Source organism: Streptomyces sp. NPDC047042 (assembly GCF_040644035.1).
Lineage (GTDB): Bacteria > Actinomycetota > Actinomycetes > Streptomycetales > Streptomycetaceae > Streptomyces.
Map to the genome: position 1 here is coordinate 1 of NZ_JBEYVP010000027.1, position 25662 is coordinate 25662.

General features: G+C 69.6%; 20 protein-coding genes and 2 tRNA genes. 18 read left to right on the plus strand and 4 right to left on the minus strand.

The window, feature by feature from the left end; translation table 11 throughout:
• Positions 1 to 382: 382 nt before the first annotated feature.
• The 3 genes from ABZ855_RS29220 (at position 383) to ABZ855_RS29230 (ending at position 5647) form a co-directional block, all read left to right on the plus strand.
• The gene (locus ABZ855_RS29220; RefSeq protein ID WP_360811849.1) at positions 383 to 1846 is read left to right on the plus strand and encodes an alkaline phosphatase D family protein; all 1464 of its coding nucleotides are present in this window, start codon (positions 383 to 385) and stop codon (positions 1844 to 1846) included.
• 160 nt (positions 1847 to 2006) lie between these two features.
• On the plus strand, positions 2007 to 3509 hold the full coding sequence (locus tag ABZ855_RS29225) for a bifunctional cytidylyltransferase/SDR family oxidoreductase (protein ID WP_360811851.1): 1503 nt from the start codon (positions 2007 to 2009) through the stop codon (positions 3507 to 3509).
• Between the two features lie 101 nt (positions 3510 to 3610).
• Positions 3611 to 5647, plus strand: coding sequence for a hypothetical protein (locus tag ABZ855_RS29230; RefSeq protein WP_360811853.1), 2037 nt, complete (start codon positions 3611 to 3613; stop codon positions 5645 to 5647).
• Positions 5648 to 5723: 76 nt separating this feature from the next.
• On the opposite strand, the gene ABZ855_RS29235 is transcribed toward ABZ855_RS29230, so the two are convergent.
• Complete coding sequence (locus ABZ855_RS29235) at positions 5724 to 6998, minus strand: phospholipase D-like domain-containing protein (protein WP_360811855.1); 1275 nt, start codon at positions 6996 to 6998, stop codon at positions 5724 to 5726.
• Between the two features lie 291 nt (positions 6999 to 7289).
• On the opposite strand from ABZ855_RS29235, the gene proB reads away from it, so the two are divergent.
• The 5 genes from proB to ABZ855_RS29260 all read left to right on the plus strand — a co-directional run bounded on the left by proB (position 7290) and on the right by ABZ855_RS29260 (position 12447).
• Positions 7290 to 8417 (plus strand): glutamate 5-kinase, encoded by a 1128-nt coding sequence (gene proB / locus ABZ855_RS29240; RefSeq protein WP_360811857.1) that lies wholly within the window; start codon positions 7290 to 7292, stop codon positions 8415 to 8417.
• A gap of 197 nt (positions 8418 to 8614) precedes the next feature.
• Positions 8615 to 9079, plus strand: a complete 465-nt coding sequence (locus ABZ855_RS29245; RefSeq protein WP_360812071.1) for a hypothetical protein — start codon at positions 8615 to 8617, stop codon at positions 9077 to 9079.
• 109 nt (positions 9080 to 9188) lie between these two features.
• A complete protein-coding gene (locus ABZ855_RS29250) occupies positions 9189 to 10475 on the plus strand; it encodes a glutamate-5-semialdehyde dehydrogenase (RefSeq protein ID WP_360811859.1) in 1287 nt (428 codons plus the stop codon).
• A 104-nt stretch (positions 10476 to 10579) separates the two neighbouring features.
• Positions 10580 to 11275, plus strand: coding sequence for a hypothetical protein (locus ABZ855_RS29255; protein WP_360811861.1), 696 nt, complete (start codon positions 10580 to 10582; stop codon positions 11273 to 11275).
• Between the two features lie 101 nt (positions 11276 to 11376).
• Positions 11377 to 12447, plus strand: a complete 1071-nt coding sequence (locus ABZ855_RS29260; protein ID WP_360811863.1) for a hypothetical protein — start codon at positions 11377 to 11379, stop codon at positions 12445 to 12447.
• Between the two features lie 94 nt (positions 12448 to 12541).
• Here ABZ855_RS29260 and ABZ855_RS29265 read toward each other — a convergent pair whose 3' ends face one another.
• Positions 12542 to 13621 (minus strand): M48 family metallopeptidase, encoded by a 1080-nt coding sequence (locus ABZ855_RS29265; RefSeq protein WP_360811865.1) that lies wholly within the window; start codon positions 13619 to 13621, stop codon positions 12542 to 12544.
• A gap of 101 nt (positions 13622 to 13722) precedes the next feature.
• Here ABZ855_RS29265 and ABZ855_RS29270 point away from each other — a divergent pair, with 101 nt between their 5' ends.
• From ABZ855_RS29270 to ABZ855_RS29310, 9 genes are all read left to right on the plus strand, one after another.
• A complete protein-coding gene (locus ABZ855_RS29270) occupies positions 13723 to 13893 on the plus strand; it encodes a hypothetical protein (protein WP_360811867.1) in 171 nt (56 codons plus the stop codon).
• Positions 13894 to 14011: 118 nt separating this feature from the next.
• Positions 14012 to 14176, plus strand: a complete 165-nt coding sequence (locus tag ABZ855_RS29275) for a hypothetical protein (RefSeq protein ID WP_006376185.1) — start codon at positions 14012 to 14014, stop codon at positions 14174 to 14176.
• A gap of 67 nt (positions 14177 to 14243) precedes the next feature.
• The gene (gene nadD, locus ABZ855_RS29280; RefSeq protein WP_360811869.1) at positions 14244 to 14948 is read left to right on the plus strand and encodes a nicotinate-nucleotide adenylyltransferase; all 705 of its coding nucleotides are present in this window, start codon (positions 14244 to 14246) and stop codon (positions 14946 to 14948) included.
• 16 nt (positions 14949 to 14964) lie between these two features.
• Positions 14965 to 16695: a LytR C-terminal domain-containing protein gene (locus ABZ855_RS29285; protein WP_360811871.1), complete on the plus strand. Its 1731-nt coding sequence runs from the start codon at positions 14965 to 14967 to the stop codon at positions 16693 to 16695.
• 148 nt (positions 16696 to 16843) lie between these two features.
• Complete coding sequence (gene rsfS / locus ABZ855_RS29290) at positions 16844 to 17287, plus strand: ribosome silencing factor (RefSeq protein WP_318320388.1); 444 nt, start codon at positions 16844 to 16846, stop codon at positions 17285 to 17287.
• Positions 17284 to 17958 carry a histidine phosphatase family protein gene (locus ABZ855_RS29295; RefSeq protein ID WP_360811873.1) on the plus strand — a complete coding sequence of 225 codons (675 nt, stop codon included), beginning with the start codon at positions 17284 to 17286 and terminating at the stop codon, positions 17956 to 17958. The genes rsfS and ABZ855_RS29295 overlap by 4 nt, the downstream gene beginning before the upstream one ends.
• 73 nt (positions 17959 to 18031) lie before the next feature.
• A tRNA-Ala gene (locus ABZ855_RS29300) sits at positions 18032 to 18104 on the plus strand.
• Between the two features lie 685 nt (positions 18105 to 18789).
• Complete coding sequence (locus ABZ855_RS29305) at positions 18790 to 19023, plus strand: hypothetical protein (protein ID WP_044472114.1); 234 nt, start codon at positions 18790 to 18792, stop codon at positions 19021 to 19023.
• Between the two features lie 82 nt (positions 19024 to 19105).
• Positions 19106 to 19178 (plus strand) — tRNA-Ala (locus ABZ855_RS29310).
• 119 nt (positions 19179 to 19297) lie between these two features.
• Here ABZ855_RS29310 and ABZ855_RS29315 read toward each other — a convergent pair.
• Positions 19298 to 20917 carry an NADH-ubiquinone oxidoreductase-F iron-sulfur binding region domain-containing protein gene (locus ABZ855_RS29315; protein ID WP_319204468.1) on the minus strand — a complete coding sequence of 540 codons (1620 nt, stop codon included), beginning with the start codon at positions 20915 to 20917 and terminating at the stop codon, positions 19298 to 19300.
• Entirely contained in the window at positions 20914 to 22224 is a 1311-nt protein-coding gene (locus ABZ855_RS29320; protein WP_360811876.1) for a cytochrome b/b6 domain-containing protein, read from the minus strand. The genes ABZ855_RS29315 and ABZ855_RS29320 overlap by 4 nt, the downstream gene beginning before the upstream one ends.
• A 490-nt stretch (positions 22225 to 22714) precedes the next feature.
• Between ABZ855_RS29320 and leuS the strand changes: the two genes are divergently transcribed.
• Positions 22715 to 25594 (plus strand): leucine--tRNA ligase, encoded by a 2880-nt coding sequence (gene leuS, locus ABZ855_RS29325; protein ID WP_360811878.1) that lies wholly within the window; start codon positions 22715 to 22717, stop codon positions 25592 to 25594.
• The last annotated feature ends 68 nt before the right edge of the window (positions 25595 to 25662 follow it).

Sequence of the window (25662 nt, forward strand, 5' to 3'; positions counted from 1 at the left end):
GGGGGGGGTTTCCCGCCCTCGGTGTATTTGCCCCTACCCGTCCCATCCTGTCCCGGGGGGGGGGGGGGGGGGGGGGGGGCTTTTTCGCCCCCGCCGCCCCTACCCGTCCCATCCCGTTCCTGGGGGCTGTGCCCCCAGACCCCCCTTTCGCGCTGGACGCGCTCGTCCTCAAACGCCGGACGGGCTGGGAATGCCTGGGTGGGCTGAAAAGGGAATGCCCCGCCTGACTCGCCGCGAACTTCGTTTTCTATGATCTCCGTCTGATCTTCCGAAGGTCCAAGAGGCCTCCCAGGCACGGAGTTCGACGGTGAGTGGTGTTGTTTTGACCGGCAGGCGTCGGTTTTTGACCGCTGTCGGGGCTGCCGCTTCCGGGCAGCTTCTGATGGCGGGGACCGCGCGGGCCGCGCAGACGCCGTTGCCCGCCGGGGTGTTCAGCCTCGGGGTCGCCTCCGGGGACCCGCTGCCCGACGGGGTCGTGCTGTGGACCCGGCTCGCTCCCGATCCGCTCCACGGGGGCGGGATGCCCGACCGGGCTGTTGTCGTCGAGTGGCAGATATCCGACGACCCCCGGTTCCGGCGCAAGGTCAGGAGCGGGTACGCCTGGGCCCGGCCCGAGTTCGGGCACAGCGTTCACGCGGATGTCCGGGGGCTGCTTCCGGAGCGGCACTACTGGTACCGGTTCCGGACCAGCGGGCAGATCTCGCCGGTGGGGCGTACCCGCACGGCGCCCCGGCAGTTCGCCTACGGCAACCGTCTGCGGGTCGCGCTCGCGTCCTGCCAGAACTGGCAGCACGGCTACTTCACCCCGTACGCCGACATGCGCGTCCAGGACCCGGACCTCGTCGTCTTCGTCGGCGACTACATCTACGAGTCGACGCCCGCGAGCACCGGCGTACGCAGACACGAGGGCAGCGGTGAGCCGTACAGCCTTGTGCAGTACCGCAACCGGTACGCCCAGTACCGCAGCGATCCGCACCTCAAGGCGATGCACGCCGCCGCGCCCTTCGTCGTCACCTTCGACGACCACGAGATCGACAACGACTTCGCCGGGGACATCCCGCAGGACCCCGACAAGCAGACGCCGGAGGCGTTCGCCGCCCGGCTCGCCGCCGGCTACCAGGCCTACTACGAGCACATGCCCGTGCGGGCGGCGGCGATACCCAACGGCCCCCACATACGGATGCACCGGCGGCTCGACTTCGGGCTGCTCGTGCGGCTCAATGTGCTTGACACCAGGCAGTACCGCAGTGACCAGGCCAGCAGCCAGGCCGGTGCCATGGACCCGGCGATGACCATGCTCGGCGCCGCGCAGAAGCAGTGGCTGCTCAGCAGTCTGCGCGGGTCGCAGGCCCGGTGGAACCTCATCGCCTCGCAGATCATGATGGCCGAGACCGACCTCAAGATCGGCGACGGCAAGCTCTGGTACTACGACTCCTGGGACGGCTACCAGGTCGAACGCAACGCCCTGCTCGCCGAGTTCGCGAATGTCCGCAATCCCGTCGTGCTCTCCGGGGACCGGCATGTCACCATGATCAGCGACCTCAAGCGGGACTTCGCTGATCCCGGCTCGGCGGTGGTCGGTTCCGAGTTCGTCGGTACGTCCATATCGAGCGGCGGTGACCAGGACCCTGTCGCCTTCCACAACGAGTGGGACGCTCGGATGGGTGACAATCCGCACTGGAAGGTCATCGACAACCACCGCGGCTACCACCTGTTCGACATCCGGCGCACGGGCATCGACGCCCAGGTCCGGATCGCCGACACCGTGACCAGGCCCACCTCCGCCTCCCGGACCCTCGCGAAACTCCATGTGGAGTCCGGGAAACCGGGAGTGCGGAAGGTCTGACTCACGGTCGAGTAAGTAGACCGTAAGCAAAATCACCGGAACAATTTCCGGTGAATAACGGGTTGCGCGCAGATATGCCACGGAGGGCGCTCACCTTGCACTGCGGTAACCGCAGATGGGACGATTTCAGGGTTCTCCGTTGCCCCGAGGTAGGTCGCCCGTGTCCCAGCGCAAAGCCAAGCCCCGCACCACCGCCGTCGTCCTCGCGGGCGGCACCGGTCAGCGGGTGGGTCTGTCGATTCCGAAGCAGTTGCTGAAGATCGCGGGCAAGGCGGTCATCGAGCACACCCTGAGCACGTTCGAGCAGGCGGAGTCGATCGACGACGTCATCGTGCTGATGGCGCCGGGCTATGTCGCGGACGTCGAGAAGATCGTCGCCAAGGCCGGTTTCAAGAAGGTCACCCGGATCATCGAGGGCGGTGCCACCCGCAACGACACCACCGAGCGGGCCATCGAGGCCCTGGGGGAGGGGCTGGAGGAGGGTGAGGACCGCAATGTCCTGTTCCATGACGCCGTACGGCCGCTGCTGTCCCAGCGGGTCATCGACGACTGTGTGACCGCCCTTGAGCGGTACCAGGCCGTCGATGTGGCCATTCCCTCCGCCGATACGATCATCGTCACGCGTACGCATGGTGAAGACGGTGAGTTCATCACCGAGATTCCGGACCGGTCGCGGCTGCGGCGCGGTCAGACGCCTCAGGCGTTCAAGCTGTCGACCATCCGGCGGGCCTACGAGGTGGCGGCGGGCGACCCCAACTTCCAGGCCACGGACGACTGTTCGGTGGTGCTGCGGTACCTGCCCGACGTACCGATCCATGTCGTCGCGGGCGACGAGTACAACATGAAGGTCACCCAGCCCGTCGATGTGTTCATCGCCGACAAGCTCTTCCAGCTCGCCTCCGCCGCCACTCCCGAACAGATGGGCGAGGACGCCTACCGCGAGTTGCTCACCGGAAAAACCCTTGTCGTCTTCGGCGGGTCCTACGGCATCGGCAAGGACATCGCCGAGCTGGCCGAGGGGTACGGCGCCAAGGTGTACGCCCTCGGACGGTCGACCACCGGCACGCACGTCGAGAACCCCGAGGAGGTCGACGACGCGCTGTCCAGGGCGTACTCCGCGACCGGGCGCATCGACTACGTCGTCAACACGGCCGGCGTACTGCGGATCGGCAAGCTCGCCGAGACCGACAACGCGACGATCGAGGAAGCGCTGAAGGTCAACTACCTCGCCCCCGTGCAGATCGCCCGGTCGGCCTACAAGTACCTCGCCGAGACCAAGGGCCAGCTGCTCCTCTACACCTCCAGCAGCTACACGCGCGGACGCGCCGAGTACAGCCTCTACTCCTCCACCAAGGCCGCGATGGTGAACCTCACCCAGGCCCTGTCGGACGAATGGGCCGCCGACGGCGTCCGCGTCAACTGCGTCAACCCGGAGCGCACGGCCACGCCGATGCGTACCAAGGCCTTCGGCGAGGAGCCCGCCGGTTCGCTGCTGTCCTCCGAGGCGGTCGCCCGTACCTCGCTGGACGTGCTGCTCTCCGAGCTGACCGGGCATGTCATCGACGTCCGCCAGCAGGACCCGACGGCCGCGGCCGGCCGGGCCTCCGGCTTCGAACAGGCGCTCGCAAGCGTTCTCGACCGGCAGAACGAGGACCTGGCATAAAGTCCACAGCACATTCACAAGAACACTGCCGGACAGACACCCAGACAATTCCCGAGTAATTCCAGATCGTTCCCGGGTACTTTCCCAGATACAGGTTCTCCTTGATTTCCACTGCTATTCGCGTCGCCCGGGTGGGCAGCCCGGCCGAACTGGCCGCGGCGGTCCTCATGATGCTGGGCTTCCCCTGTCTCATGCTGGCCGCGCTCCTCCCGAGCGTGCCCGCTTTCGCCGTCGCCGCCGCAGTGACGTACCTGGCGGACAACTATCTGCACCACCGGGGCAGTTATCTGGTCAACCGCCTCAGCAAGGTGCGCGCGGGCGTCTCCATCCGGTTCCTGGTCCGAGAGCTGCTGGTGCTGTTGCTGCTGGCCCGCCTGGACCTCTCCCGGAGCATGATCTTCTACGCGGCGATCGCCTGCTTCATCGCGTTCTACGGCTTCCAGGCCCCCCAGGGCGCCCTGGTCACGCTGATCCGCAACCGCCGCCGGATGCCGGTGGCCACCCGCAACGTCGATCTGGCCTCGCGCATCGCCATCCCGGACGCCCCGCCGCGCTTCCTGCTGAACCGCTCCACCGAGAAGATGCTCCACCTCGACCTGGCCGCGCTGACCGGCATCCTGGTCACCGCCGAGTCGGGTTCGACGGCGTTCGGCATGATCGGCGTCGGTGTCACCCTCGGACTGGCGTTCCTGTACGTGGTCGCCCTCGCGCCCTACGTCCGCGGGCGCCGCATCCCACCGGACGCGGAGACGGTGCTCGCCGCGACCGACGCGTGGCTGCGGGAGTACCGGCCGCAGACGGTGCTGTACTTCTCCGGTTCCAAGGACTCCGCGTACCAGGTCAACATGTGGCTGGAGACGATGGAGCAGCTGGACACCCGGCCCCTGATCGTCCTGCGGGAACGCGTCATCCTGCAGAACCTCGCGCCCACGACCGTCCCCGTGATCTGTGTGCCCGGCGGCATCCATCTGATGAACCTGGACCTGCGCACGGTCCGGGTCGCGCTCTACGCGGCCAACGTCGGCAAGAACATCCACCTGCTGCGCGTACCGACCATGAAGCACGTCTTCATCGGGCACGGCGACAGCGACAAGATCGCCAGCGTGAACCCGTTCAGCAAGGCCTACGACGAGGTGTGGGTCGCCGGGCGGGCCGGACGCGACCGGTACGCGATCGCCGACGTGGGTGTCCGGGACGAGGACATCGTCGAGGTCGGACGACCCCAACTGGCGCCGATCCGCGGGCCGTTGGGGGCGCCGACGGACGGGCGCATCCCGACCGTCCTCTACGCGCCCACCTGGGAGGGCTGGGACGACGACCCCGGCAACACCTCCCTCCTCCTCGCCGGCGAGAACATCGTGCGCGAGCTGGTGGCGGCCGACCCGCCCGTCCGGGTGCTGTACAAGCCGCACCCCTTCACCGGCACCCGCAGCGAAGAGGCCGGGGCCGCCCACCAGCGGATCACCGCGCTGGTCGAGAAGGCCGCCGTCGAACGGGCCGCCGACCCGCGCTTCCTGGGCGACGTCGACGAACAGACGCGCGCCAAGGCCGACCTCGTACGGATCGAGGCGCGGCTCGCCGAACTGGCCGGGCCCGCCGGGGAGAAGGGCGACGAGGCGGAGGCGTCCCGGGACGGGGTCGTCGACGTGGAGCGGCACGAGGAGATCGCGAAGCTGCGCACCGAGTGGAACGACGCGTACTGGCGTTCGTTCAGCGCCGGGGAGCACCGGGTCGTCACGGGCGCCGAACCCCGGCTCTACGACTGCTTCAACGTGTCCGACGCGATGGTCTCCGACATCTCCAGCGTCGTCTCCGACTTCATCGCGAGCGGCAAGCCGTACGCCGTGACGGACTCGGCGGCGCTGGGCGCGGAGGAGTTCAAGCGGCAGAACACCGCCGTACGCGCCGCCGTGATCCTCGGCAACAGCGCCCAGGAGCTGGGCCTGCTGCTGGACGCGGTGCGCGACCCGGCGGCCGATCCGCTGGCCGGTGAGCGCGCGGAACTCAAGCGGTATCTGCTCGGACCGGACGAGCCGCCGTCCATCGAGCAGTTCAACACCGCGACGGCGGACCTCACGGCGAAGGCCGAGGCACGCAACGCCGGTCAGAAGCGGCAGGCGGCGGCAGCGCGGAGCTGACGCGTGGTCGTTGTTCATTGCAGAGAGGCCCGTCCCGGGGATCACCCCTCGGTACGGGCCTCTCGTACGTGTCCGGTCAGGCCTCGGGCGTGGTGGTCAGTCCCTTGCAGGCGTTCGTGTTGTCGGCCGTGCCCGGGATCGCCGCCGCCTTGGCCGCGTTGAAGGCGGTGACATAGGCGTCGTGGTCGGCGTTGCTGTCGACCTTCAGGAGCGCCTCGTCGTTCTTGGTGAGAGCCGGGCCGCTGTAGTTGTGGCTGCCGGTCCACAGGATTTTCTGGCTGGCCGTGCCGTCGTACTTGCCCTCGATCAGCAGGTACTTGGAGTGGATGATGCGCGCGGCGGTGTTCGCGTTGTTGTCGTCGTCCCAGTTGTAGCAGCGCAGGGCAGGGCCGCCGGAGGCGTGCAGGGTCTCCCAGGTGCCGCTCGAACTGCCGCTGTCCGTCTCCGAGTAGACGATGTCGACCTGGCAGCCGGCCTTCTGCAGCGCGACCAGCTTCTGCGCCACGGCCAGCCGGGTGAGCTTGAACATCCCGACCCGGACCTTGGTCTGCTTGGCCGTGCCGCCCTCGGTGTAGGCGCAGGTGACGTTGTCGAGAACGGCGGTGACGGTGTCACCGGGGGAGGGGTCGTTCGCGGGGCGCGGGAAGAAGTACGCCTTGTACGGGCTGCTGGTGGTGGAGGTGTACCGCCAGTTCGCCCAGTCCTTGCCGACCAGCTTGCCGAAGTAGTCGCTGTACGCGGTGTAGATCGCCGCGTTGTTCGGCAGGACGTACGCGTCGTTCCAGAAGCGGCTGTAGCTGGACGGCGTCATGTTCGCCGAGGACTGCACGACGACGTTGCTCGCGCCGTCGAGCTGCGAGAACAGCCAGAACTTGTTGTGGTTGATCGAGGCGCCCTGGTCGGGCCGGCCCAGGCACGACTTGTCGACCGGGCACAGGCCGACGAACGAGTCCTGGGTGAGATCGGTGCCGAGGGCCGAGGCCAGGACGGGGTACGAGGGCTCGCCGTCGATGTCGCTGACGGAGCTCTCGTCCAGCATCACCTGCACCTTGACGCCCCGGGTGCGGGCGTCGGCCAGGGCCTGGGCGAGGCCCTTGTCCCAGAGGTGGTAGACCGAGGCCTTGATGGACGAGCCGGACGGCGACTGGCCGATGTAGTCGAGGAGCCGGGTGCGGATGGCCTGCTGTTCGGCGACGGTCCCGGTCGGGTTGTTGAAGACCGGGCCTGCGGTGACGGCGGCGGACGCGTCGCCGGCCAGGCCCAGTTGGAGCCCGGCGGCGAGCGAGAGCGCGGCGAGGACCGCGGTGAGACGGTCCGCTCCGCGAGCTGGTCGGCGGCGCGTGAAGTTCATGGTTCCCCCTGGCACATGGGCGCCGGACACCGCTGTCGGTGATCGAACTGGCGCTTGTCGGGGGGATGTTGCCAGAGAAATCGACTGTACGGCCAGAAAAGGGCGGCAGACGATCACTGGTCTCGGGCCGGCCGCCGGCCGACCGGGCCGTCGCCGAAATCGCGCACGATCACGTGGGATCCCCGAGTCCGCGTGCTGGACCGACGAGCGGTACCCGGCCCCCTTCGCGTAAATTGCGGCTCAGTGCGGCCGGGCAGTCCGGGCCGGCCGACCCGAGGGGACAGCACGCAGGTGGCAGGGGCAAGGCAGGCCGTCGCAGAGGCCCACAGGATCGTCGTCAAAGTGGGTTCCTCGTCGTTGACGACCGCGACCGGCGGTCTCGACGCCGACCGGGTGGACGCGCTCGTCGACGTACTCGCCAAGAGCCGCAGCGGCGGCGAGAAGGAGATCGTCCTCGTCTCCTCCGGTGCCATCGCCGCAGGTCTCGCCCCCCTCGGTCTGCGCCGGCGCCCCAAGGACCTGGCCCGCCAGCAGGCCGCCGCCAGCGTCGGGCAGGGACTCCTCGTCGCCCGCTACACCGCCTCCTGCGCGCGCTACGGCATCCGCGTCGGCCAGGTCCTGCTGACCTCCGACGACACCAGCCGCCGCGCCCACCACCGCAACGCCTCACGCACCCTCGACAAGCTCCTCGCGATGGGCGCGCTCCCGGTCGTCAACGAGAACGACACCGTCGCCACGGACGAGATCCGCTTCGGCGACAACGACCGCCTCGCCGCCCTCGTCGCCCACCTCGTCCGCGCCGACCTCCTCGTCCTGCTGTCCGACGTCGACGGCGTGTACGACGGCGACCCCAGCAAGCCCGGTACGGCACGGATCGCCGAGGTACGCGAACCGGCGGACCTCGCCCATGTCGACATCGGCAGCGCGGGCAAGGCCGGCGTCGGCACCGGCGGCATGGTCACCAAGGTCGAGGCCGCCCGGATCGCCGCCGCCGCCGGGATCCCGGTGGTCCTGACAAGTGCGGTGCACGCCGCCGACGCCCTCGCGGGCCGGGACACGGGCACCTACTTCCACGCCACCGGCAGACGCTCCGCCGACCGCCTCCTCTGGCTCCAGCACGCCTCCACCCCGCAGGGCTCGCTCACCCTCGACGACGGCGCCGTGCGGGCGGTCGTCCAGGGCCGCAAGTCGCTGCTGCCGGCCGGGATCGCCGGCGTCGAGGGCGAGTTCGTCGCCGGTGACCCCGTCGAGCTGCGCGACAGCGCGGGCCACGCGATCGCACGCGGGCTCGTCAGCTTCGACGCCAAGGAGATCCCCCAGCTGATCGGCCGCTCGACCCGCGAACTGGCCCGCGAACTGGGTCCCGCGTACGAGCGCGAGGTCGTGCACCGGGACGACCTCGTCATCCTGAACCCCTGAGGCAACCTTCCGCCCTCGTTGCCCGTCTTCCTCACCGCAGTCCCGCAAAGGCCGAAAACAGGGGGAACGCCCCGCAAATCCGCCCGCCGTGAGGTGGACGTTCCGCAAAAGTGCCCCACGAAGCGTGCGTACCTGCTTCTCTCTGTTTCAGGGAGATTCCGCACGACCATCGGGTAAAGGAGGCCGTCGTGAGACGAGTGCGCTCTGGGGCGGCGGCGTCCCGCGGTGGAGCCGCCGCCCGCAAGGTGGGCGAGGAGCGCGCCCTGACCAGCGTCGCGGCCGGCGCCCGCTACGAGGAGACGTACGAGGAGCCGAAGGACGTGCCGCGTCTGTGGCACGTCACCCTCAGCGTCTCCGGCGCCGAGGCCCCGCTGAAGGAGGTCCGGCGCGGCCTGGAACAGCTCGCCAACGACCACCCCTTCCTGCTGACCAGCAGATACGCCAACGACCACGCGGAGATCCGCTACTGGGAGGAGGCCCGCGACCTGCACGACGCCGCGGCCGTCGCCCTGCGGCTGTGGGGCGAGCACCGCCAGACCGCGAAGCTGCCGCCCTGGGAGATCGTCGGCCTGGAGGTCATCGACCGTGAGACCTACCACTACCGCATCGCCGAGGGCTTCGGCCCACTGCCGGCGACCCCGGTGGGCGTCCACCCCTTCTGACCGCACCGAGGCCACCCTGTGAGGTCACCCTTTTGCGGGGTCTCAGGGCCTTGTCTCGGGGTTTGGGATAGCCGCTGGACGGCTGTGCCCGGCGCACTACGCTTCCCCCATGACCACGCTTTCGCCGTACGACTCGATGTCCCCGGTCACCCAGGCCGCCTACCGCGCCAAGGCCGCCGCCGCCGACCTCGCCCCCCTCCCGAGGGCCGAGAAGGACGACGCGCTCCTCGCCATCGCGGACGCGCTGGAGGTCCGTACGAGCGAAATCGTCGAGGCCAACGCCAAGGACATCGCCCGCGCGCGCGAGGCCGGCACCAGCGAGACGGTCATCGACCGGCTGACGCTCACCCCGGAGCGGGTGCGCGCGATCGCCTCCGACGTACGGGACGTGGTGGCGCTGCCCGACCCGGTCGGCGAGGTCGTCCGCGGCTCGACCCTCCCCAACGGCATCGACCTGCGCCAGGTCCGCGTCCCGCTGGGCGTCGTCGGCATCATCTACGAGGCCCGCCCCAACGTGACGGTCGACGCCGCCGCGCTCTGCCTGAAGTCGGGCAACGCGGTCCTGCTGCGCGGCTCGTCCTCCGCGATCGCGTCGAACACCGCCCTGGTACGGGTGCTGCGCGACGCCGTCGGCGGGGCCGGCCTGCCCGCCGACGCCGTGCAGCTCGTACCCGGCGAGGGCCGCGAGTCCGTGACGGAGCTGATGCGCGCCCGAGGCCTGGTCGACGTGCTCATCCCGCGCGGCGGCGCCTCCCTGATCCAGACCGTCGTCCAGGAGTCGACCGTCCCCGTCATCGAGACCGGCACGGGCAACTGCCATGTGTACGTGGACGCGCAGGCCGACCTCGACATGGCGATCGAAATCCTGCTCAACTCCAAGGCGCAGCGCCCCAGCGTCTGCAACGCGGCCGAGACCCTCCTCGTCCACCAGGACATCGCCCCCGAGTTCCTGCCGCGCGCCCTGGACGCGCTGGCCGAGGCAGGCGTCACCGTGCACGCCGACGAGCGCGTGCTGGCGTACGCGAAGGACTCGAAGGCCACGGTCCTCGAGGCGACTCTGGAGGACTGGGAGACCGAGTACCTGTCGTACGACATCGCCGCCGCCGTCGTCGACTCGCTGGACCGGGCCGTCGACCACATCCGGCTGTGGACCTCCGGACACACGGAGGCGATCGTGACGACCTCGCAGCAGGCCGCACGCCGTTTCACCCAGCTGGTCGACTCGACCACGGTGGCCGTCAACGCGTCGACGCGATTCACCGATGGCGGTCAGTTCGGTTTCGGCGCCGAGATCGGGATCTCGACGCAGAAGCTGCACGCGCGCGGGCCGATGGGGCTGCCGGAGCTGACCAGCACCAAGTACATCGTCACCGGTGACGGGCACATTCGCCGCTGACGGGTGCGCTCGCGTGGGTCCGGCCGCCGGGGCGCGCGACGGCGGCCGGCGGGGCATGAAACGCCTCTCATCCAGGAGCTGAATTTCCCTACCGCCTGCCCAAATTGACACCCCCGGTCTACTCTGGATCCGTGCCGGAGGACGTGGGGGGCACGCCGTTCTTCCCTGACGGCTGGGAGCCCGACGACGACCACGACCGCGGGGTGTCGGACGAAGAGTTCGCCTCCGTGGTCTTCGACGAGGCCTTCGTACGGGCGGCCGTGGTGCACGAGCCGACCGCCGTCGAACGCCTCCTGGCCGCCGCAGAGGCGAGAGCGGAGGCCTCCGAGGCCGAGGCGCGCCGAGCGCACGCCAGAGGCCTCAGAGGGGACGACGAGCGCTACGAGGACGGCTTCGGGCCCGACGACCCCGGCTATTTCGGCCACGACCCGGATCTCGACGATCTGGACGACGCCGAGATCCTGGAGGGCCGCTACGGCGCTCCGGGCCCGCACGGCAAACAGGTCTCCCGCTGGCACCGCCCGGTCGCCTGGATGCTCGCCCTCGTGATGGGGGTCGGCATGGTCGCGCTGGCGTTCACGGCGGTCTACCGGGGGGCGTCCTCCAGCCGTCAGGAACAGGTCCCGCCGCCCGCCTCGACCGGCCTCGAGCAGGGCAGCGGAACGGGGTCGGGAACGGGCACCGGATCAGGCATCGGAGCGACCATCGGCACGGGCATCGGCACCGGTATCGGGGCGAGTCCCTCGGCCTCGGCCGACTACTCCCAGCCGGCTGTCTCGGCGATCCCGCGCACGCCCTGACCAAAACCTCCCCGCGCCCTGTTCCTTCCTGGTGAGAACCTGTCAGAACTTGTGGAGCAGCGGGGCGTTTACCGGGGCTTCAGGAGACCTACTCTGAATGTATGGGCGGACCAGGAGACCCACCTGAGGGGACACCCGAGGCTGCCCCCGGTGGCGGCGAGGACGAGTACCGATCCGTCGTCTTCGACGAGTCGTTCGTCCGTGCTGCCCGCCTCCAGGAGTTCTCCGCCCAGGAGCGTCTCGACGATCACGCACCCGCCGTACGCCGTCGCCAGCCACTGCACCGGGGGCTGTCCCGGCAGGTGCTGATCCTCGTCGTGCTGATCGCCGTCGCCTTCGGCACCGCGATCTACATGGGCGTACGGAACCCGTACGAGAGCCCCGTGGCCGAGTTGTCGCCCGAGCCGCTGCGGATGACCGTCATCCCGCTCGCCCCGCAGGGTGCCGTGCCCGGCGCGACCGATCCCGAACAACTGTTCGCCAGGAGTCCGGCGGCGCAGTTCGGTGTGGGGGCCGAGGGAATCCCGCTGCCCGCCACCCGGCGCACCGCTCACTTCTCGGACAGCCAGGTCGTCAGCGCCCTGGCCGCCGCCAAGGACTACCTGGTCGAGTCCTCGCTCTATCCCGAGGTGCTCGCCGGCAGCGAGGTCCGTGCCGTGCGGGTGATGCTCGATCCGGACCAGCTCGAGCAGTTCGACCAGAGCTTCGAGCACCCGGCGGCCGATGGCAGGCACGAGCCCACCGGCTGGCTGGTCCGCTTCGACCCCTCCCACGCCCAGCTGGCCGACGACCGGATCCGGGTGCGGGGGACCCTGCGGGTCAGCGAGACCGACTCGCAGACCCTCGAGGTCACCTCGGACCACACCTTTGTGTACGCGCTGAAGCCGACCGGGGCCGACGCCCGGGCGAAGGCGTCGCTGTTCACCGTCCGGCGCGAGCTGCACTTCAGCTTCGACCGTGACGATCTGCGGATGCATCAGGCCCGGCTGGTGGTCTCCTATGTCCAGGCCGGGCCCTTGTCCTGTGCGGAGGACTCCGTCGGTTACTTTCGGCCGCTGCTGGCCGGGCAGACCGCCAAGGCGGGTGGGCCGGCCGGGACGGATCCTTACGCCACGGGGGGTGCGACGGCGCTGTGCGGGTCGTTGGCGGTGGGGGTGCAGCCGAAGGTGTGAGGGTGTTTGGGGTGCGTGGGGTGCGTGGGGTGCGTTGTCGGGTGCGGGCCGGTGGGGGCTTGTCGCGCAGTTCCCCGCGCCCCTGGGGGTGGGTTCAGTTGTCCGGGGATGAATTCGCGCCGCCGAAGCCCCTTCTTACCCTGCCGCCCAGGTCGCCTGCTCCTCCGGCGATGTCTGTGACCAGCTTCATCAGGGGGTCCTTGGAGTTCTTGACGTTGGTCGCGTAGCTTGCCGCCGACTCGCGGAAGGAGCCGGAGACCGAGGTGTCCTTGTCCTCGGTGCGGCGCGGGTAGTGGCCGTCCATGAGCCGCTGGAAGTCGCGGGACTCGGCCCACTTCTTCAGCTCGGCGGCGCGCACGGTGGTGAAGGGGTGGGTGCGCGGGAGGACGTTGAGGATCTTCAGTACGGAGTCGCGCAGGTCGCCCCCCGCCTCGTACTCATCGGCCTGGGCGAGGAACGCGTCCACGTTCATCTCGTGCAGATGGTTGCCGCCGGCGATCTTCATCAGGCCGCGCATCGACGCCTTGAGGTCCTGGCCGACGAGCAGGCCCGCGCGGTCCGCGGACAGCTCCGACTTGCGGAACCACTCGCGCAGAGCCGTCACGATCGCCATGATCGCGATGTTGCCGAGCGGGATCCAGGCGACGCGGAGGGCCAGGTTGGTCAGGAAGAGCAGGATGGTCCGGTAGACGGAGTGGCCGGAGAGGGCATGTCCCACCTCGTGCCCGATGACCGCCCGCATCTCCTCCTCGTCGAGCAGTTCGACGAGACCGGTGGTGACGACGATGATCGGCTCGTCCAGGCCGATGCACATCGCGTTGGGCTGCGGATCCTGGTTGACGTACATCGGCGGGACCTTCTCCAGGTCCAGGATCTGGCAGGCGTCCAGCAGCATGGTGTGGAGATGGACGAACTGCTGGTCCGAGACGCGCACGGAGTCGGACAGGAACAGCAGCCGCAGGCTGCGCTCCGGAAGCAGTCCGCTGAGCGCCTTGAAGACGGTGTCGAACCCGCTGAGCTTGCGCAGGGCGACGAGGGCGGAGCGGTCCGCCGGATGCTCGTACGCCCGCGAGGAGATACCCGGGAAGCTCCTGCGCTGCCTGCTGGGTACGTGCTCGTGCCCTTCGGACCCCTCCGGCCCGTGCCCGTTGCTCTCGTGGCTGTCGTCGGACATGTGTTCCCCCATGCGTCTGATTGCCCTATGTGCCCCCCGAAGCGGGGCCCAGCCTAGGCGGAGATACCGTGGCGGGGCAGCACACCGTAAGGAGCGATCCGATGGACCACACCCCCGTAACCGACTGGATCACCCAGGCCGCGAGCGCCGCCGAGAAGCAGGGATCCGGCGGATCCGGCGACCTGCTCCGGGTCGTGCTGATCGTGATGTTCTTCGGCTGCATCCTGACCGCGTGGTTCGTGCTGCGGGGGTACAAGCAGAAGGACGACTGACACGGGCCGGAAGTTCCCCTCCGGCCCTTGCGCGGAGTCGGCGTGATCCCCGTCGGCGGGCACGCTTACGATGAGCCGACGTCTTTATCCCGCCCTCACCGAATAGGTACTGCCGAAGATGAGCTTCCACAGCGCCGCAGCCCAGTTGGTCACGCTTGCCGCCGAGGGCGAGGAGCACGGCGGCAACCACGAGAGCCTCAGCCCCTACGTCACCGGTGGCGGCGCCCTCTTCATCCTGCTGCTCCTGCTGTGGATCACCACCCGTTTCAACCGCGACCGCTGAGTCCGGTCAGGAGGGTCCGTCAGGCTGCGGCCGGGGCTCTCAGGCCGGGCCGGTAGGGTCTGCACGCATGGGAGAGCAGGACATGCCTACCGGCCCGGCGAACAACGCCGACGGCCGTCCGGCGCGCGACACGGAGAACCGCCCGGCGTTCCGGCGCGCGACCGGCAACGGCCCGTCGAGCGCGGGCAAGCGCCGCCTCGGCGTCATGGGCGGCACATTCGATCCGATCCACCACGGTCACCTCGTGGCGGCCAGTGAGGTCGCCGCGCAGTTCCACCTCGACGAGGTGGTGTTCGTACCGACCGGGCAGCCGTGGCAGAAGTCCGACCGCAGTGTGTCGCCGGCCGAGGACCGCTACCTGATGACGGTCATCGCGACCGCCGAGAACCCGCAGTTCTCGGTCAGCCGCATCGACCTCGACCGCGGTGGCCCTACCTACACGACGGACACCCTGCGCGACCTGCGCGCCCTCAACCCCGAAACGGACCTGTTCTTCATCACGGGCGCCGACGCGCTCGGCCAGATCCTCACCTGGCGCGATGCCGACGAACTGTTCTCCCTCGCGCACTTCATCGGGGTCACCCGGCCCGGCCACACCCTCACCGACCCGGGACTTCCGGAGGGCGGTGTCTCGCTCGTCGAGGTCCCCGCCCTGGCCATCTCGTCCACGGACTGCCGTGCGCGGGTCGCCAAGGGTGACCCGGTCTGGTACCTGGTGCCCGACGGTGTGGTGCGCTACATCGACAAGCGCGAGCTGTACCGCGGCGAGTGAGCCGAGAGGAGCACCGGTGAACGACCGATACGACTCGGGGTACGACGGCGACCAGCAGTACGAGATCGTCGGCTACGACGACTACGGCCGGCCCATATACCAGCAGGTGCCGGCGCAACAGGCGTACCAGCAACAACAGCCCCACCAGGGGCAACAGCCGTACGACCCGTACGCGCAGCAGACGCCCCAGAATCAGGGCTACGAGGGGTACGGCTACGACCCGTACAGCACCGGGCAGCAGCAGCCCGTCCCCGCCTACGACCCGTACGGGGCCCAGAACCCGGCCACCGGGTACGACCCCTACGGGCAGGCGGCGAGCAGTGGCCCGCAGCCCCGGGTCGCCGAGCAGACCGCGCCCTCCGTACCGACGCCGCGGACCCCTCGGGCCGAACAGACCCCCCAGGTCCCGCAGCAGGGCGGCCCGGCCGGGAACGACGGCCCGCAGGCGCGGGGGAGCACGCAGGAGCAGGGCGAACGCGACTACAGCACCCAGCAGTTCGCCTTCGTCGAGGAGCCCAGCGGCGACTCCGAGGACGTCATCGACTGGCTGAACTTCACCGAGAACCGCACCGAACGCCGCGAGGAGGCCAAGCGCCGCGCCCGGGGCCGCGTCATCGCCCTGGTCGTCGTCCTCGCCCTGGTGGCCGTGGGCGGGGTCGGCTACCTCTGGTACGCGGGGAAGCTGCCCGGCACGTCCTCCTCGGACACGAAGGCGGGCGCCGCGACCGGCGGGGCGGCCCAGAAACGGGACGTGGTCGTCGTCCATCTGCACAACACCGCCAAGGGCGGCACCTCGACGGTGCTGCTCGTCGACAACACCACCACCAAGCAGGGCGCCACCGTCCTGCTGCCCAACTCCCTCGCCCTGACCGACGACGACGGCACCACGACCACGCTCGCCAAGTCCGTCGACGACGACGGCTCCTCCGGGACGCGCGACGCGCTCGACACCGTCCTCGGCACCGACATCGAGGGCACCTGGCGGCTCGACACGCCCTACCTGCAGAACCTCGTCGAACTGGTCGGCAACATCGACATCGACACGAACGCCGACGTACCCGACCCGGGCGCCAAGAAGGGCACGGCGCCCCTGGTGAAGAAGGGCGAGGACCAGACCCTCAGCGGCAAGATGGCCGTCGCCTACGCCACCTACGTCGCCCGCGGCGAGACCCAGGACGCCCAGCTCGAGCGGTTCGGGCAGGTCATGCAGGGCGTGCTGCGCAAGCTGTCCTCCGACACCCAGGCGGCGACGGTGACCGTGCAGACCCTGGCGCAGATCCTCGACCCCTCGCTGACCGACAAGGACCTCGGCAGCTTCCTCGCCAGGCTCGCCGACCTCGCCAAGGGCGGCGACTACAAGACAGCGCTGCTGCCCGTCCAGGGCGACGGCACCCTGAGCGCCCAGGCCAGCTCCGCGGTCGTCAAGACCGTCCTGGGCGGCACCGCCAAGAGCCCCGACAAGGACGCCGCGGTCCGTGTCTCCGTCCAGAACGCGACCGGCGACAAGGACAACACCGAGAAGGCCCGCGTCGCCCTCCTCAACGGCGGCTTCACCTTCCTCGAGGCCGGTACCGGCACCGCACGCGCCACGTCCCAGGTCACCTACACCGACGCCGCCGACAAGGAGAACGCCACCGAGGCCGCCAAGACGCTGGGTCTGCCGACGAGCGCGGTGAAGAAGGGCACGGCCACCTCGAACGCGGACGTCTCCGTGATCCTCGGCCAGGACTTCAAGGCGCCCGCGTGACGAAGTGACCCGGGAAGCGATCCACTCCCCGGGGGCCCGACGCGGCTCCCGGGGAGTCATCCGGTAATGACGTGGGGTGGTGTGGGCGGTCCGTGAGACCCTTGGGGTAACCCGTACGGGTTCCCGACCGCCGACCGAAAGCCTTGTAGTGACCGCCACTGACCGTTCCATCGAGCTCATCTCCGCCGCCGCGCAGGCGGCTGCCGACAAGCTCGCGCACGACATCATCGCCTACGACGTCAGCGACGTGCTGTCGATCACGGACGCCTTCCTGCTGGCCTCCGCACCCAACGACCGCCAGGTCAAGTCGATCGTCGACGAGATCGAGGAGCGGCTCAGCAAGGAACTCGGCACCAAGCCGGTCCGCCGCGAGGGCGACCGCGAGGCCCGCTGGGTGCTCCTGGACTACGTCGACATCGTCGTCCACGTCCAGCACAGCGAGGAGCGCGTCTTCTACGCCCTGGAGCGGCTCTGGAAGGACTGCCCCGAGCTGGAACTGCCCGCCGACGCGAAGGCCACCCGCGGCAAGGCCGCCGAACACGCCAAGCTGCAGGCCGAGGAGGACACCGCCGACTTCGGAGGTCTGCGGTGACCGCCTCCGCGCCCGACGGGTCCCGCCGCAAGCCGCGCCCGGGCCGTCGCCTGATCCTCTGGCGCCACGGCCAGACGTCGTGGAACGTGGAGCGGCGCTTCCAGGGCACCACGGACGTCGAGCTCACCGAGACGGGCATCAGCCAGGCCCGCCGCGCCGCCCGGCTGCTCGCCTCCCTGAAGCCCGACGCGATCGTCGCCTCGGACCTCCGGCGCGCGGCGGACACCGCAGGCGAACTCGCCGAGCTCACCGGTCTCACGGTGAGCCACGACGAGGGCCTGCGCGAGACCTACGCGGGCGTCTGGCAGGGGCTGACGCACGAGGAGATCATCGCCCGGCACGGGGACGAGTACGCGGCGTGGAAGCGCGGTGAGCCGGTCCGTCGCGGTGGCGGCGAACTGGAGACCGAGGTCGCCGACCGCGCGGCTCCCGTGGTGCTGCGGCACGCCGACAAGCTGCCCGACGAGGGCACCCTCGTGGTGGTCAGCCACGGCGGCACCATCCGGACCACCATCGGGCGCCTGCTCGGCCTGGAGTCCCACCACTGGGAGAGCCTCGGCGGTCTCTCCAACTGCTGCTGGTCCGTCCTCGGCGAGGGCGCCCGCGGCTGGCGTCTCCTGGAGCACAACGCCGGCACACTGCCCGAGCCGGTCCTCGGTGACGACGACTGACCCGGATTTCACTTTCCGGCTGGTCGCAGGCTAAAGTTCATCTTGTTCACCCGCCAGGGCGGGAAGAACGCGAGGGGCTATAGCTCAGTTGGTAGAGCGCCTGCATGGCATGCAGGAGGTCAGGAGTTCAATTCTCCTTAGCTCCACAGATATCGGTGACAAAAGTCCCGTTCCCGTCAGGGAGCGGGATTTTTTGCATGCCTCGTCCGTGTGTGGTGTGTCACTTCGGCGCGGGGTCGACTCCCGTCCGGATCGCCGTGGCGAGGGGACCTCAACTCGGCTTCCGTGTCCGCGTTCAGGGCGCGTGTGCCGGGGCCGGCCCCGGCCGCGGCGCCCCGCGCGCCAGACGGTCCTCGCCTCGGCTGCGGTCGTCTCCGGCCCTGGTGGGCCTGGAATGTGGGCCCGGGCCGCCTGTCGGCAACCTGCCCTGATCCCGGCCGGGTTGACTCTTCCCGAACCGGCTTGAGTCACTTGGGGGGCCGGAGGCGTATACCTCTCCGGAAGCTCTTCTTATGCGCGTGTTCGCGCTGGCTGTGACGGCCGCGGCAGGTCGCCGTGTCCGGACTGGTACGAAGGCGTCGCTGACCGTATTGGTCCGGCCGTGGCAGAATCAAACGGCCGGAAGGGGGCGCGGCCCGACGGGAGGGAGTTGCGATGCCTGCGAGCATCCTCAGGGAGGTCGGTCACCTCCCTGAAGCGGCAGTCATACGGGGCAGGAGAACCCGTCTCAGCTGCCCTTCCTGCGGTTCCGGCCATGTCGCCCAGGTGCTCGGTGACAACGGTGGCGTTTCCTACGTGTGCACGGCCTGCGGCCACAGCTGGAGCTGATCCATGGGTGCACACAGGAGGAAATGCGACTGGTGCGGCAGTGGTACGCCGATCGTCCGTGACATGGAGCCGGTGAACCACGACTACCAGTACTGGTGCGAGGAATGCGCACGGGCGCTGATCATAAAAGGCGACCCGATCGAGACCTACCGTGAGCTCGAGGGCGAGCCGATCTACGGCCGGCTCCTCGAAGAGCACTGCACCCTCAAACGGTTCTACTCGTTCGTCACGGCCTGACCCCGGGAAACGATTTGGTGCTGCACCGGGGGACCGGTAATGTTGGCGTCGCCGCCGGGGAAACCCGGCCGCAACACCGCAAGGGGCTATAGCTCAGTTGGTAGAGCGCCTGCATGGCATGCAGGAGGTCAGGAGTTCAATTCTCCTTAGCTCCACAGAAAGTTGAAGGCGGGTCACCCGATCAGGGTGACCCGCCTTCGGCGTTGTGTGCGGTACTCAGGGGGACCGGGGGAGGGGGAGTGGCAAACCGGGTTGCCGCTCCCCCTCCGTGGCCTCAGCGGCCGCTCCCGAGGGCGCGGCGGCCCCGGCCGCCCCGCTGGGACAGGACCGGCAGACGGTCGGGGGCAGAGGCCCTGGTGTCCTCCTCGATGCGCAGCGCCAGCGCCGGGCAGCGGCGGACCGCGCGCAGGGCCTTCGCCTCCGCGTACCGGGGCACCTTGGCCTGCGCGACGGTCGGGAAGCCGTCGGCGCCCAGTTCGAAGACCTCGGGCAGGATGTCGGCGCACAGACCGTGACCCCGGCAGAGGGTCCAGTCGACGAAGATCTTCTGGCGGCTGGGGCCGCTCTCCTCCTCCGCCTGGCCACCCGGGATGCCCGTAGGGGTCTGGCCGCCCTCGAAGAGCGGCAGAACGCCTTCTACGGGCCTTCCGCAGCCGTTTCCGAGGACATGGGCGGCGAGGTCGTCCGTGAACGCCTTGATGGTCGATTCCAGGAACATCGCCGAGCCGTCCGGATGCGAGCACGCGCCGCGCCGTTTCACGGACTTGGCGACCTGCTTGACGGCCTCCAGGGCGGCCGGACCGCCGCCGTTGAGGATGTCCTGCATACCGCGCGCCGCGGCCGGCAGACCGAGGTAGCAGGGGCCGCACTGGCCGGCGCTCTCCTCCGCCAGCCACTGGGCGACCCGCAGCGACTCGCCGAGCGGGCAGGTGTCCTGGCTGATCGGCAGGATCGCGCCCGCGCCGAGCGCACCGCCCACCTGGTCCAGGGAGTTGCGCGAGACGATCGCCTCGTTGACCGTCGCCGCGTCGATCCACTTGCCGTGGTAGCCGCCGGTCAGCACACCCTGCGGGACCGGCGGGGCGCCGGCGAGCTGCAGGACGTAGCGCAGCGGAACACCCGTCGGCACCTCGATCACCATCGGGCGGGCGACCGCGCCGGAGACCGTGAGCATGACGGTGCCCGGCTCGTCGTACAGGCCGGTGTTGCAGTAGCGCTCGGCGCCGATGCGGGCGGCGATCGCCAGCTGGGCGTAGGTCTCGGCGTTGGACAGCAGGGTGGGCGCACCGCCCACTCCGCTCTGGGAGGCGCTGATCTTGCGGCCGGGCGGGATCGCCGGGCCGCCGTCGATGGAGCGGATCAGGGAGGCGGCGGCGCCGGTGACCATGCGGATCGGGTTGCGCTGCACGCGCGCGCGTAGCGCCGACCGGCGGCCGTTGTTGAGGCCGCGTTCGGCGAGCGCCGCCTCCATGGAGCGCTGCGTGGATTCACGTGTCACCCCGATGACGAGGGTGCGGGCGCCCATCGCCTCCGCGCACAGCAGGGCACCGTCCAGGATCAGGTGCGGGGCGCGGTTGACCAGCACCGTGTCCTTGCGGCAGGCGGGCTCGTCCTCGCTGGCGTTGACGACGACGACCGGGCGCACACCGCGCCGGATCGCCGACTCGGCGACCGACCGCAGCTTCTTGTGAAAGGGGAAGCCCGCGCCGCCGCGGCCCTTGAGGGAAATACGTTCGGCGAGCTGCGCGAGCTGCTCGCCGCCCATCGGTTCGAGCGGCCCGTGCACCTTCAGGTGCATGGGCAGGTCAAGTCTCTCGACAAGGTCGAAACCCGACGTGAGCTGAGGAAGCCCGACCACGCGGACTTCGGGGACGTCGGGCAGAGCCTCGTTCACTTAAAGCCTCCGGAAGGCGCGTTCCAAGGTTCGCCCGAACCCGGTGCGTCGTAACCGTAGGAAGCACCGGGGTTTGTCTCAGTGGCGGGACCGCTGTTGTACGTGTCGTTCGCGTTGTACGTGCCGTAGGCCGCATTCGACTCACCGGTGTTGTACACATCACTCGTGCCGTATGCGGCCGTGCCCGGATTGCCATAGGCCGGGATGTTGTATCCGGTGTCGTTCATGGGGTCGTACGCCGACACGGGAGCCTCGCCCACGGGCGGCGGGGACGGGATCGGCCAGTTGCCCGACGTGCTGCCGTCCACGCGCGGGATCGCCCCGGTCCCCTGCATGTCCATCGACAGGTCCATGCGCGCGGTCTGGTCCATGTACGTGTCCTGCCCGCGCGGGGGTGTCACGGCGCGGTAGGCCGCCGCGAAACCGTCCTGGGCGGGCTCGGGGGTCATGGTGCGGCTGGCCGGAACGTCGTAGAGCGGCGACGCGGTCGGCGCGCTGCGCGGCGTGGGAATTCCCCCGTCCCCGCGCGCGGGCCTGCCCCCGGACTGGTTCTCGTAGCCCGGCAGGGAGGATTCCCCGAGGCGCGCCCGGCTCGCGTCCAGGCCCTCGCGGCTCGGCCGCTCCTGGGAACCCAGGAACGCCATGATCTGGGCGGCCACCCGGCGCTTGAAGGGGCGGGGCGCCGAGCGCAGGGCCAGGGCCGCGATCACCGCGAGTAGACACAGGCTGTAGAGGATCGTGAAGACCGGCTTCGCCTGGCGTCCCGCGTACAGGCCGTGGACCAGGGCGAAGCACCAGGCCGGGTAGGCCAGCATGTGCATCGCGCGCCAGCGCGCCGCCACGGGCGCCGGGGAGGCGAAGCGGCTGCGCAGCGCGCCGGTGACGGCCGTGAAGATCATGAGCAGGCCGGCCGCGGAGCCCATGCCGATGAGACCTGAGGTGCCGGTGACGCCGAGGCTGAAGGGGATCAGCGCGGCGATCAGCGAGACGTGGTCGAGTGCCAGCTTGACCGAGACGTGCAGCAGCAGGAAGGCGACCGAGGAGACGGCGGTCGTCCGGTGCACGGCCTGCGCGATCAACCGCTGGCGGGTGTTCAGGAAGACCCGGTCGGTCGCGACCAGGCCCCAGATCACCGAGCAGGAGAGGGCGACCAACGAGAGCACGCCGGCGCCGAAGTTCAGGAAGTCCTGGACCGGGTCACCTCCGACCAGCACGATCACCGGTATGAGGAGCAGCACGGCAGCCGTCGCCATCCCGTAGGCCGAACGGCCCGTCCTGGGAAGCGAACTGTTACTACGAGGGTTCATGGGGGCAACTCCGAGCGGTTCGGGAAGGCGGTCCCGCGTCGAACTCTAAGTCGAGACATACCGAGGAGTACGAGGTTTGAGTTATTGCGCTGTTACCAAAGCGCCGTGAGGCCGTTGTGATGTCCCAAAGGGGTTGTTACGCGAAGTAATTTTTGAACCTGGTTCAGGTTTCGCTGTGTGGCGATTCACGTTTCCCCCTGAGGCGTGAGGGAGTCATGAGGGCGATGTGTGGGGGCTCTGTGGGCACTTCCGCGACTCCCGGGGGCACGGCGCCCGGCGTCGTCCCCCGCCGGGTACTCCGTCGCGGCACGCTCGACGGCTGCGGTACCCTGACGCCATGCGTGCCGTACGCCTTCTGCTTAGTGAGCCGCGCTGATCAGTCCCGACCGCTGAAGAATCGTGGTCGGCATCGGCGCGGCGTCCCCTCCTGTGCGAGGGGATTTTTCATTTCCAGCCACTGGCAGAGACGATCGATGGAGCTTTGAGGACCATGAGCGAGACGAACCCCGCTGCCGCCGAGGTCGCGGCGCCGCACCGCTACACGGCTGCCATGGCGGCCGACATCGAGGCACGCTGGCAGGACTTCTGGGACGCCGAGGGCACCTATGCCGCGCCGAACCCGAGCGGCGATCTGGCCGGCGACCCGGAGCTGGCCGCGAAGCCCAAGAAGTTCATCATGGACATGTTCCCGTACCCCTCCGGGGCGGGACTGCACGTCGGCCACCCGCTGGGCTACATCGCGACCGATGTGTACGCCCGTTTCCAGCGCATGACCGGCCACAACGTGCTGCACACCCTGGGCTTCGACGCCTTCGGCCTGCCCGCCGAGCAGTACGCCGTGCAGACCGGCACGCACCCACGTGTGTCCACCGAGGCCAACATCGAGAACATGAAGGTCCAGCTGCGTCGGCTGGGCCTGGGCCACGACCGGCGCCGGTCCTTCGCCACGATCGACCCGGACTACTACAAGTGGACCCAGTGGATCTTCCTGCAGATCTTCAACTCCTGGTACGACGAGGAGGCGGACAAGGCCCGCCCGATCGCCGCCCTGATCGCCCAGTTCGAGAGCGGCGAGCGCGCCGTACCGGGTGACCACGCGCGCGCGTGGAACGAGCTGACCGTCGCCGAGCGCGCCGACGTGCTGGGCGAGTACCGCCTGGCGTACGCCTCCGAGGCGCCCGTCAACTGGTGTCCGGGACTGGGCACCGTGCTGGCCAACGAGGAGGTCACCGCCGACGGCCGTTCCGAGCGCGGCAACTTCCCCGTCTTCAAGGCCAAGCTGCGCCAGTGGAACATGCGCATCACCGCCTACGCCGACCGGCTGCTGAACGACCTAGACGCGCTGGACTGGCCCGAGGCCATCAAGCTGCAGCAGCGCAACTGGATCGGCCGCTCCGAGGGCGCCCGGGTCGACTTCCCGGTGGACGGCGAGGCCATCACGGTCTTCACCACCCGCCCCGACACCCTGTTCGGCGCCAGCTACATGGTCCTGGCGCCCGAGCACCCGCTGGTCGAGAAGCTGATCCCGGCCGCCTGGCCCGAGGGCACCCACGACAGCTGGACGGGCGGTCACGCCACCCCCGGCGAGGCCGTCGCCGCCTACCGCGCCCAGGCCGCCTCGAAGTCGGACGTCGAGCGACAGGCCGAGGCCAAGGACAAGACCGGCGTCTTCATCGGCTCGTACGCGACCAACCCGGTCAACGGCGAGCAGATCCCCGTCTTCATCGCCGACTACGTCCTGATGGGCTACGGCACCGGCGCGATCATGGCCGTACCGGCGGGCGACCAGCGCGACTTCGAGTTCGCGCGCGCCTTCGAGCTGCCCATCCACTGCATCGTGGAGCCGACCGACGGGCGCGGCACCGACACCTCGACGTGGGACAACGCCTTCGGCGCCTACGACGCGAAGATCATCAACTCGGCCAACGGCGACATCTCGCTGGACGGCCTGCCCGTCGCCGAGGCCAAGGCCCGCATCACCGAGTGGCTGGAGCGCAAGGGCATCGGCCGCGGCACCGTCAACTTCCGGCTGCGCGACTGGCTGTTCAGCCGCCAGCGCTACTGGGGCGAGCCCTTCCCGATCGTCTACGACGAGGACGGCGTCGCCCACTCGCTGCCCGAGTCGATGCTGCCCCTGGAGCTGCCCGAGGTTGAGGACTACTCGCCGCGCACCTTCGACCCGGACGACGCGAACACCTCCCCGGAGACCCCGCTGTCCCGCAACGCGGACTGGGTCAACGTCACCCTGGACCTGGGCGACGGGCGCGGGCCGCAGAAGTACCGCCGCGAGACCAACACCATGCCCAACTGGGCCGGTTCCTGCTGGTACGAGCTGCGCTACCTGGACCCGCACAACAGCGAGAAGCTGGTCGACCCGGCCGTCGAGCAGTACTGGATGGGCCCCCGCGAGGGCCGGCCCCACGGCGGCGTCGACCTGTACGTCGGCGGCGCCGAGCACGCCGTGCTGCACCTGCTGTATGCCCGCTTCTGGTCCAAGGTCCTGTTCGACCTGGGGCACGTCTCGTCGGTCGAGCCGTTCCACAAGCTGTTCAACCAGGGCATGATCCAGGCCTTCGTGTACCGCGACAGCCGAGGCATCGCCGTACCGGCCACCGAGGTGGAGGAGCGCGACGGCGAGTTCTTCCACAACGGCGAGAAGGTCTCCCGGCTGCTGGGCAAGATGGGCAAGTCCCTGAAGAACGCGGTCACTCCGGACGAGGTCAGTGCCGAGTACGGGGCGGACACACTGCGCCTGTACGAGATGGCCATGGGCCCCCTGGACGTGTCGCGGCCGTGGGACACGCGCGCGGTGGTGGGCCAGTACCGGCTGCTGCAGCGGCTGTGGCGCAACGTCGTCGACGAGAACACCGGTGAGGTCACCGTCGTCGACTCCGAGACCGACGAGGCGACCCTGCGTGCCCTGCACAAGGCGATCGACGGCGTCCGCCAGGACCTGGAGGGCCTGCGCTTCAACACGGCCATCGCCAAGGTCACCGAGCTGAACAACCAGCTGACCAAGACGGGCGGGCCGGTCACGCGCACGGTCGCCGAGGCCCTGGTGCTGCTGGTCGCGCCGCTGGCCCCGCACATCGCCGAGGAGCTGTGGCGCAGGCTGGGCCACCCCGACTCGGTCGTCCACCAGGACTTCCCGGTCGCCGACCCCGCGTACGTCGTCGATGAGAGCGTGACCTGCGTCGTGCAGATCAAGGGCAAGGTCAAGGCCCGCCTGGAGGTCTCGCCGTCGATCTCCGAGGACGAGCTGGAGAAGGTGGCGCTGGGTGACGACAAGGTCGTGGAGGCACTGGCCGGCGCGGGGATCCGCAAGGTGATCGTGCGGGCGCCGAAGCTGGTCAACATCGTCACGGCGTAGGTCCGGGCTGCGGTCCGGACCGCAGTGCGGGCATGCGTGCCCGCAGTGACGCGGGGCCGGGCGTGGGC

Excerpts from the sequence above, each read along its gene's own strand:
- ABZ855_RS29220 (WP_360811849.1), top strand. The coding sequence starts at position 383 with ATGGCGGGGACCGCGCGGGCCGCGCAGACGCCGTTGCCCGCCGGGGTG.
- ABZ855_RS29235 (WP_360811855.1), bottom strand. The coding sequence starts at position 6,998 with ATGAACTTCACGCGCCGCCGACCAGCTCGCGGAGCGGACCGTCTCACC.
- ABZ855_RS29265 (WP_360811865.1), bottom strand. The coding sequence starts at position 13,621 with ATGTCCGACGACAGCCACGAGAGCAACGGGCACGGGCCGGAGGGGTCC.
- ABZ855_RS29275 (WP_006376185.1), top strand. The coding sequence starts at position 14,012 with ATGAGCTTCCACAGCGCCGCAGCCCAGTTGGTCACGCTTGCCGCCGAG.
- leuS (WP_360811878.1), top strand. The coding sequence starts at position 22,715 with ATGAGCGAGACGAACCCCGCTGCCGCCGAGGTCGCGGCGCCGCACCGC.
- ABZ855_RS29250 (WP_360811859.1), top strand. The coding sequence starts at position 9,189 with ATGACCACGCTTTCGCCGTACGACTCGATGTCCCCGGTCACCCAGGCC.
- ABZ855_RS29305 (WP_044472114.1), top strand. The coding sequence starts at position 18,790 with ATGGGTGCACACAGGAGGAAATGCGACTGGTGCGGCAGTGGTACGCCG.
- ABZ855_RS29260 (WP_360811863.1), top strand. The coding sequence starts at position 11,377 with ATGGGCGGACCAGGAGACCCACCTGAGGGGACACCCGAGGCTGCCCCC.
- nadD (WP_360811869.1), top strand. The coding sequence starts at position 14,244 with ATGGGAGAGCAGGACATGCCTACCGGCCCGGCGAACAACGCCGACGGC.
- ABZ855_RS29270 (WP_360811867.1), top strand. The coding sequence starts at position 13,723 with ATGGACCACACCCCCGTAACCGACTGGATCACCCAGGCCGCGAGCGCC.
- ABZ855_RS29320 (WP_360811876.1), bottom strand. The coding sequence starts at position 22,224 with ATGAACCCTCGTAGTAACAGTTCGCTTCCCAGGACGGGCCGTTCGGCC.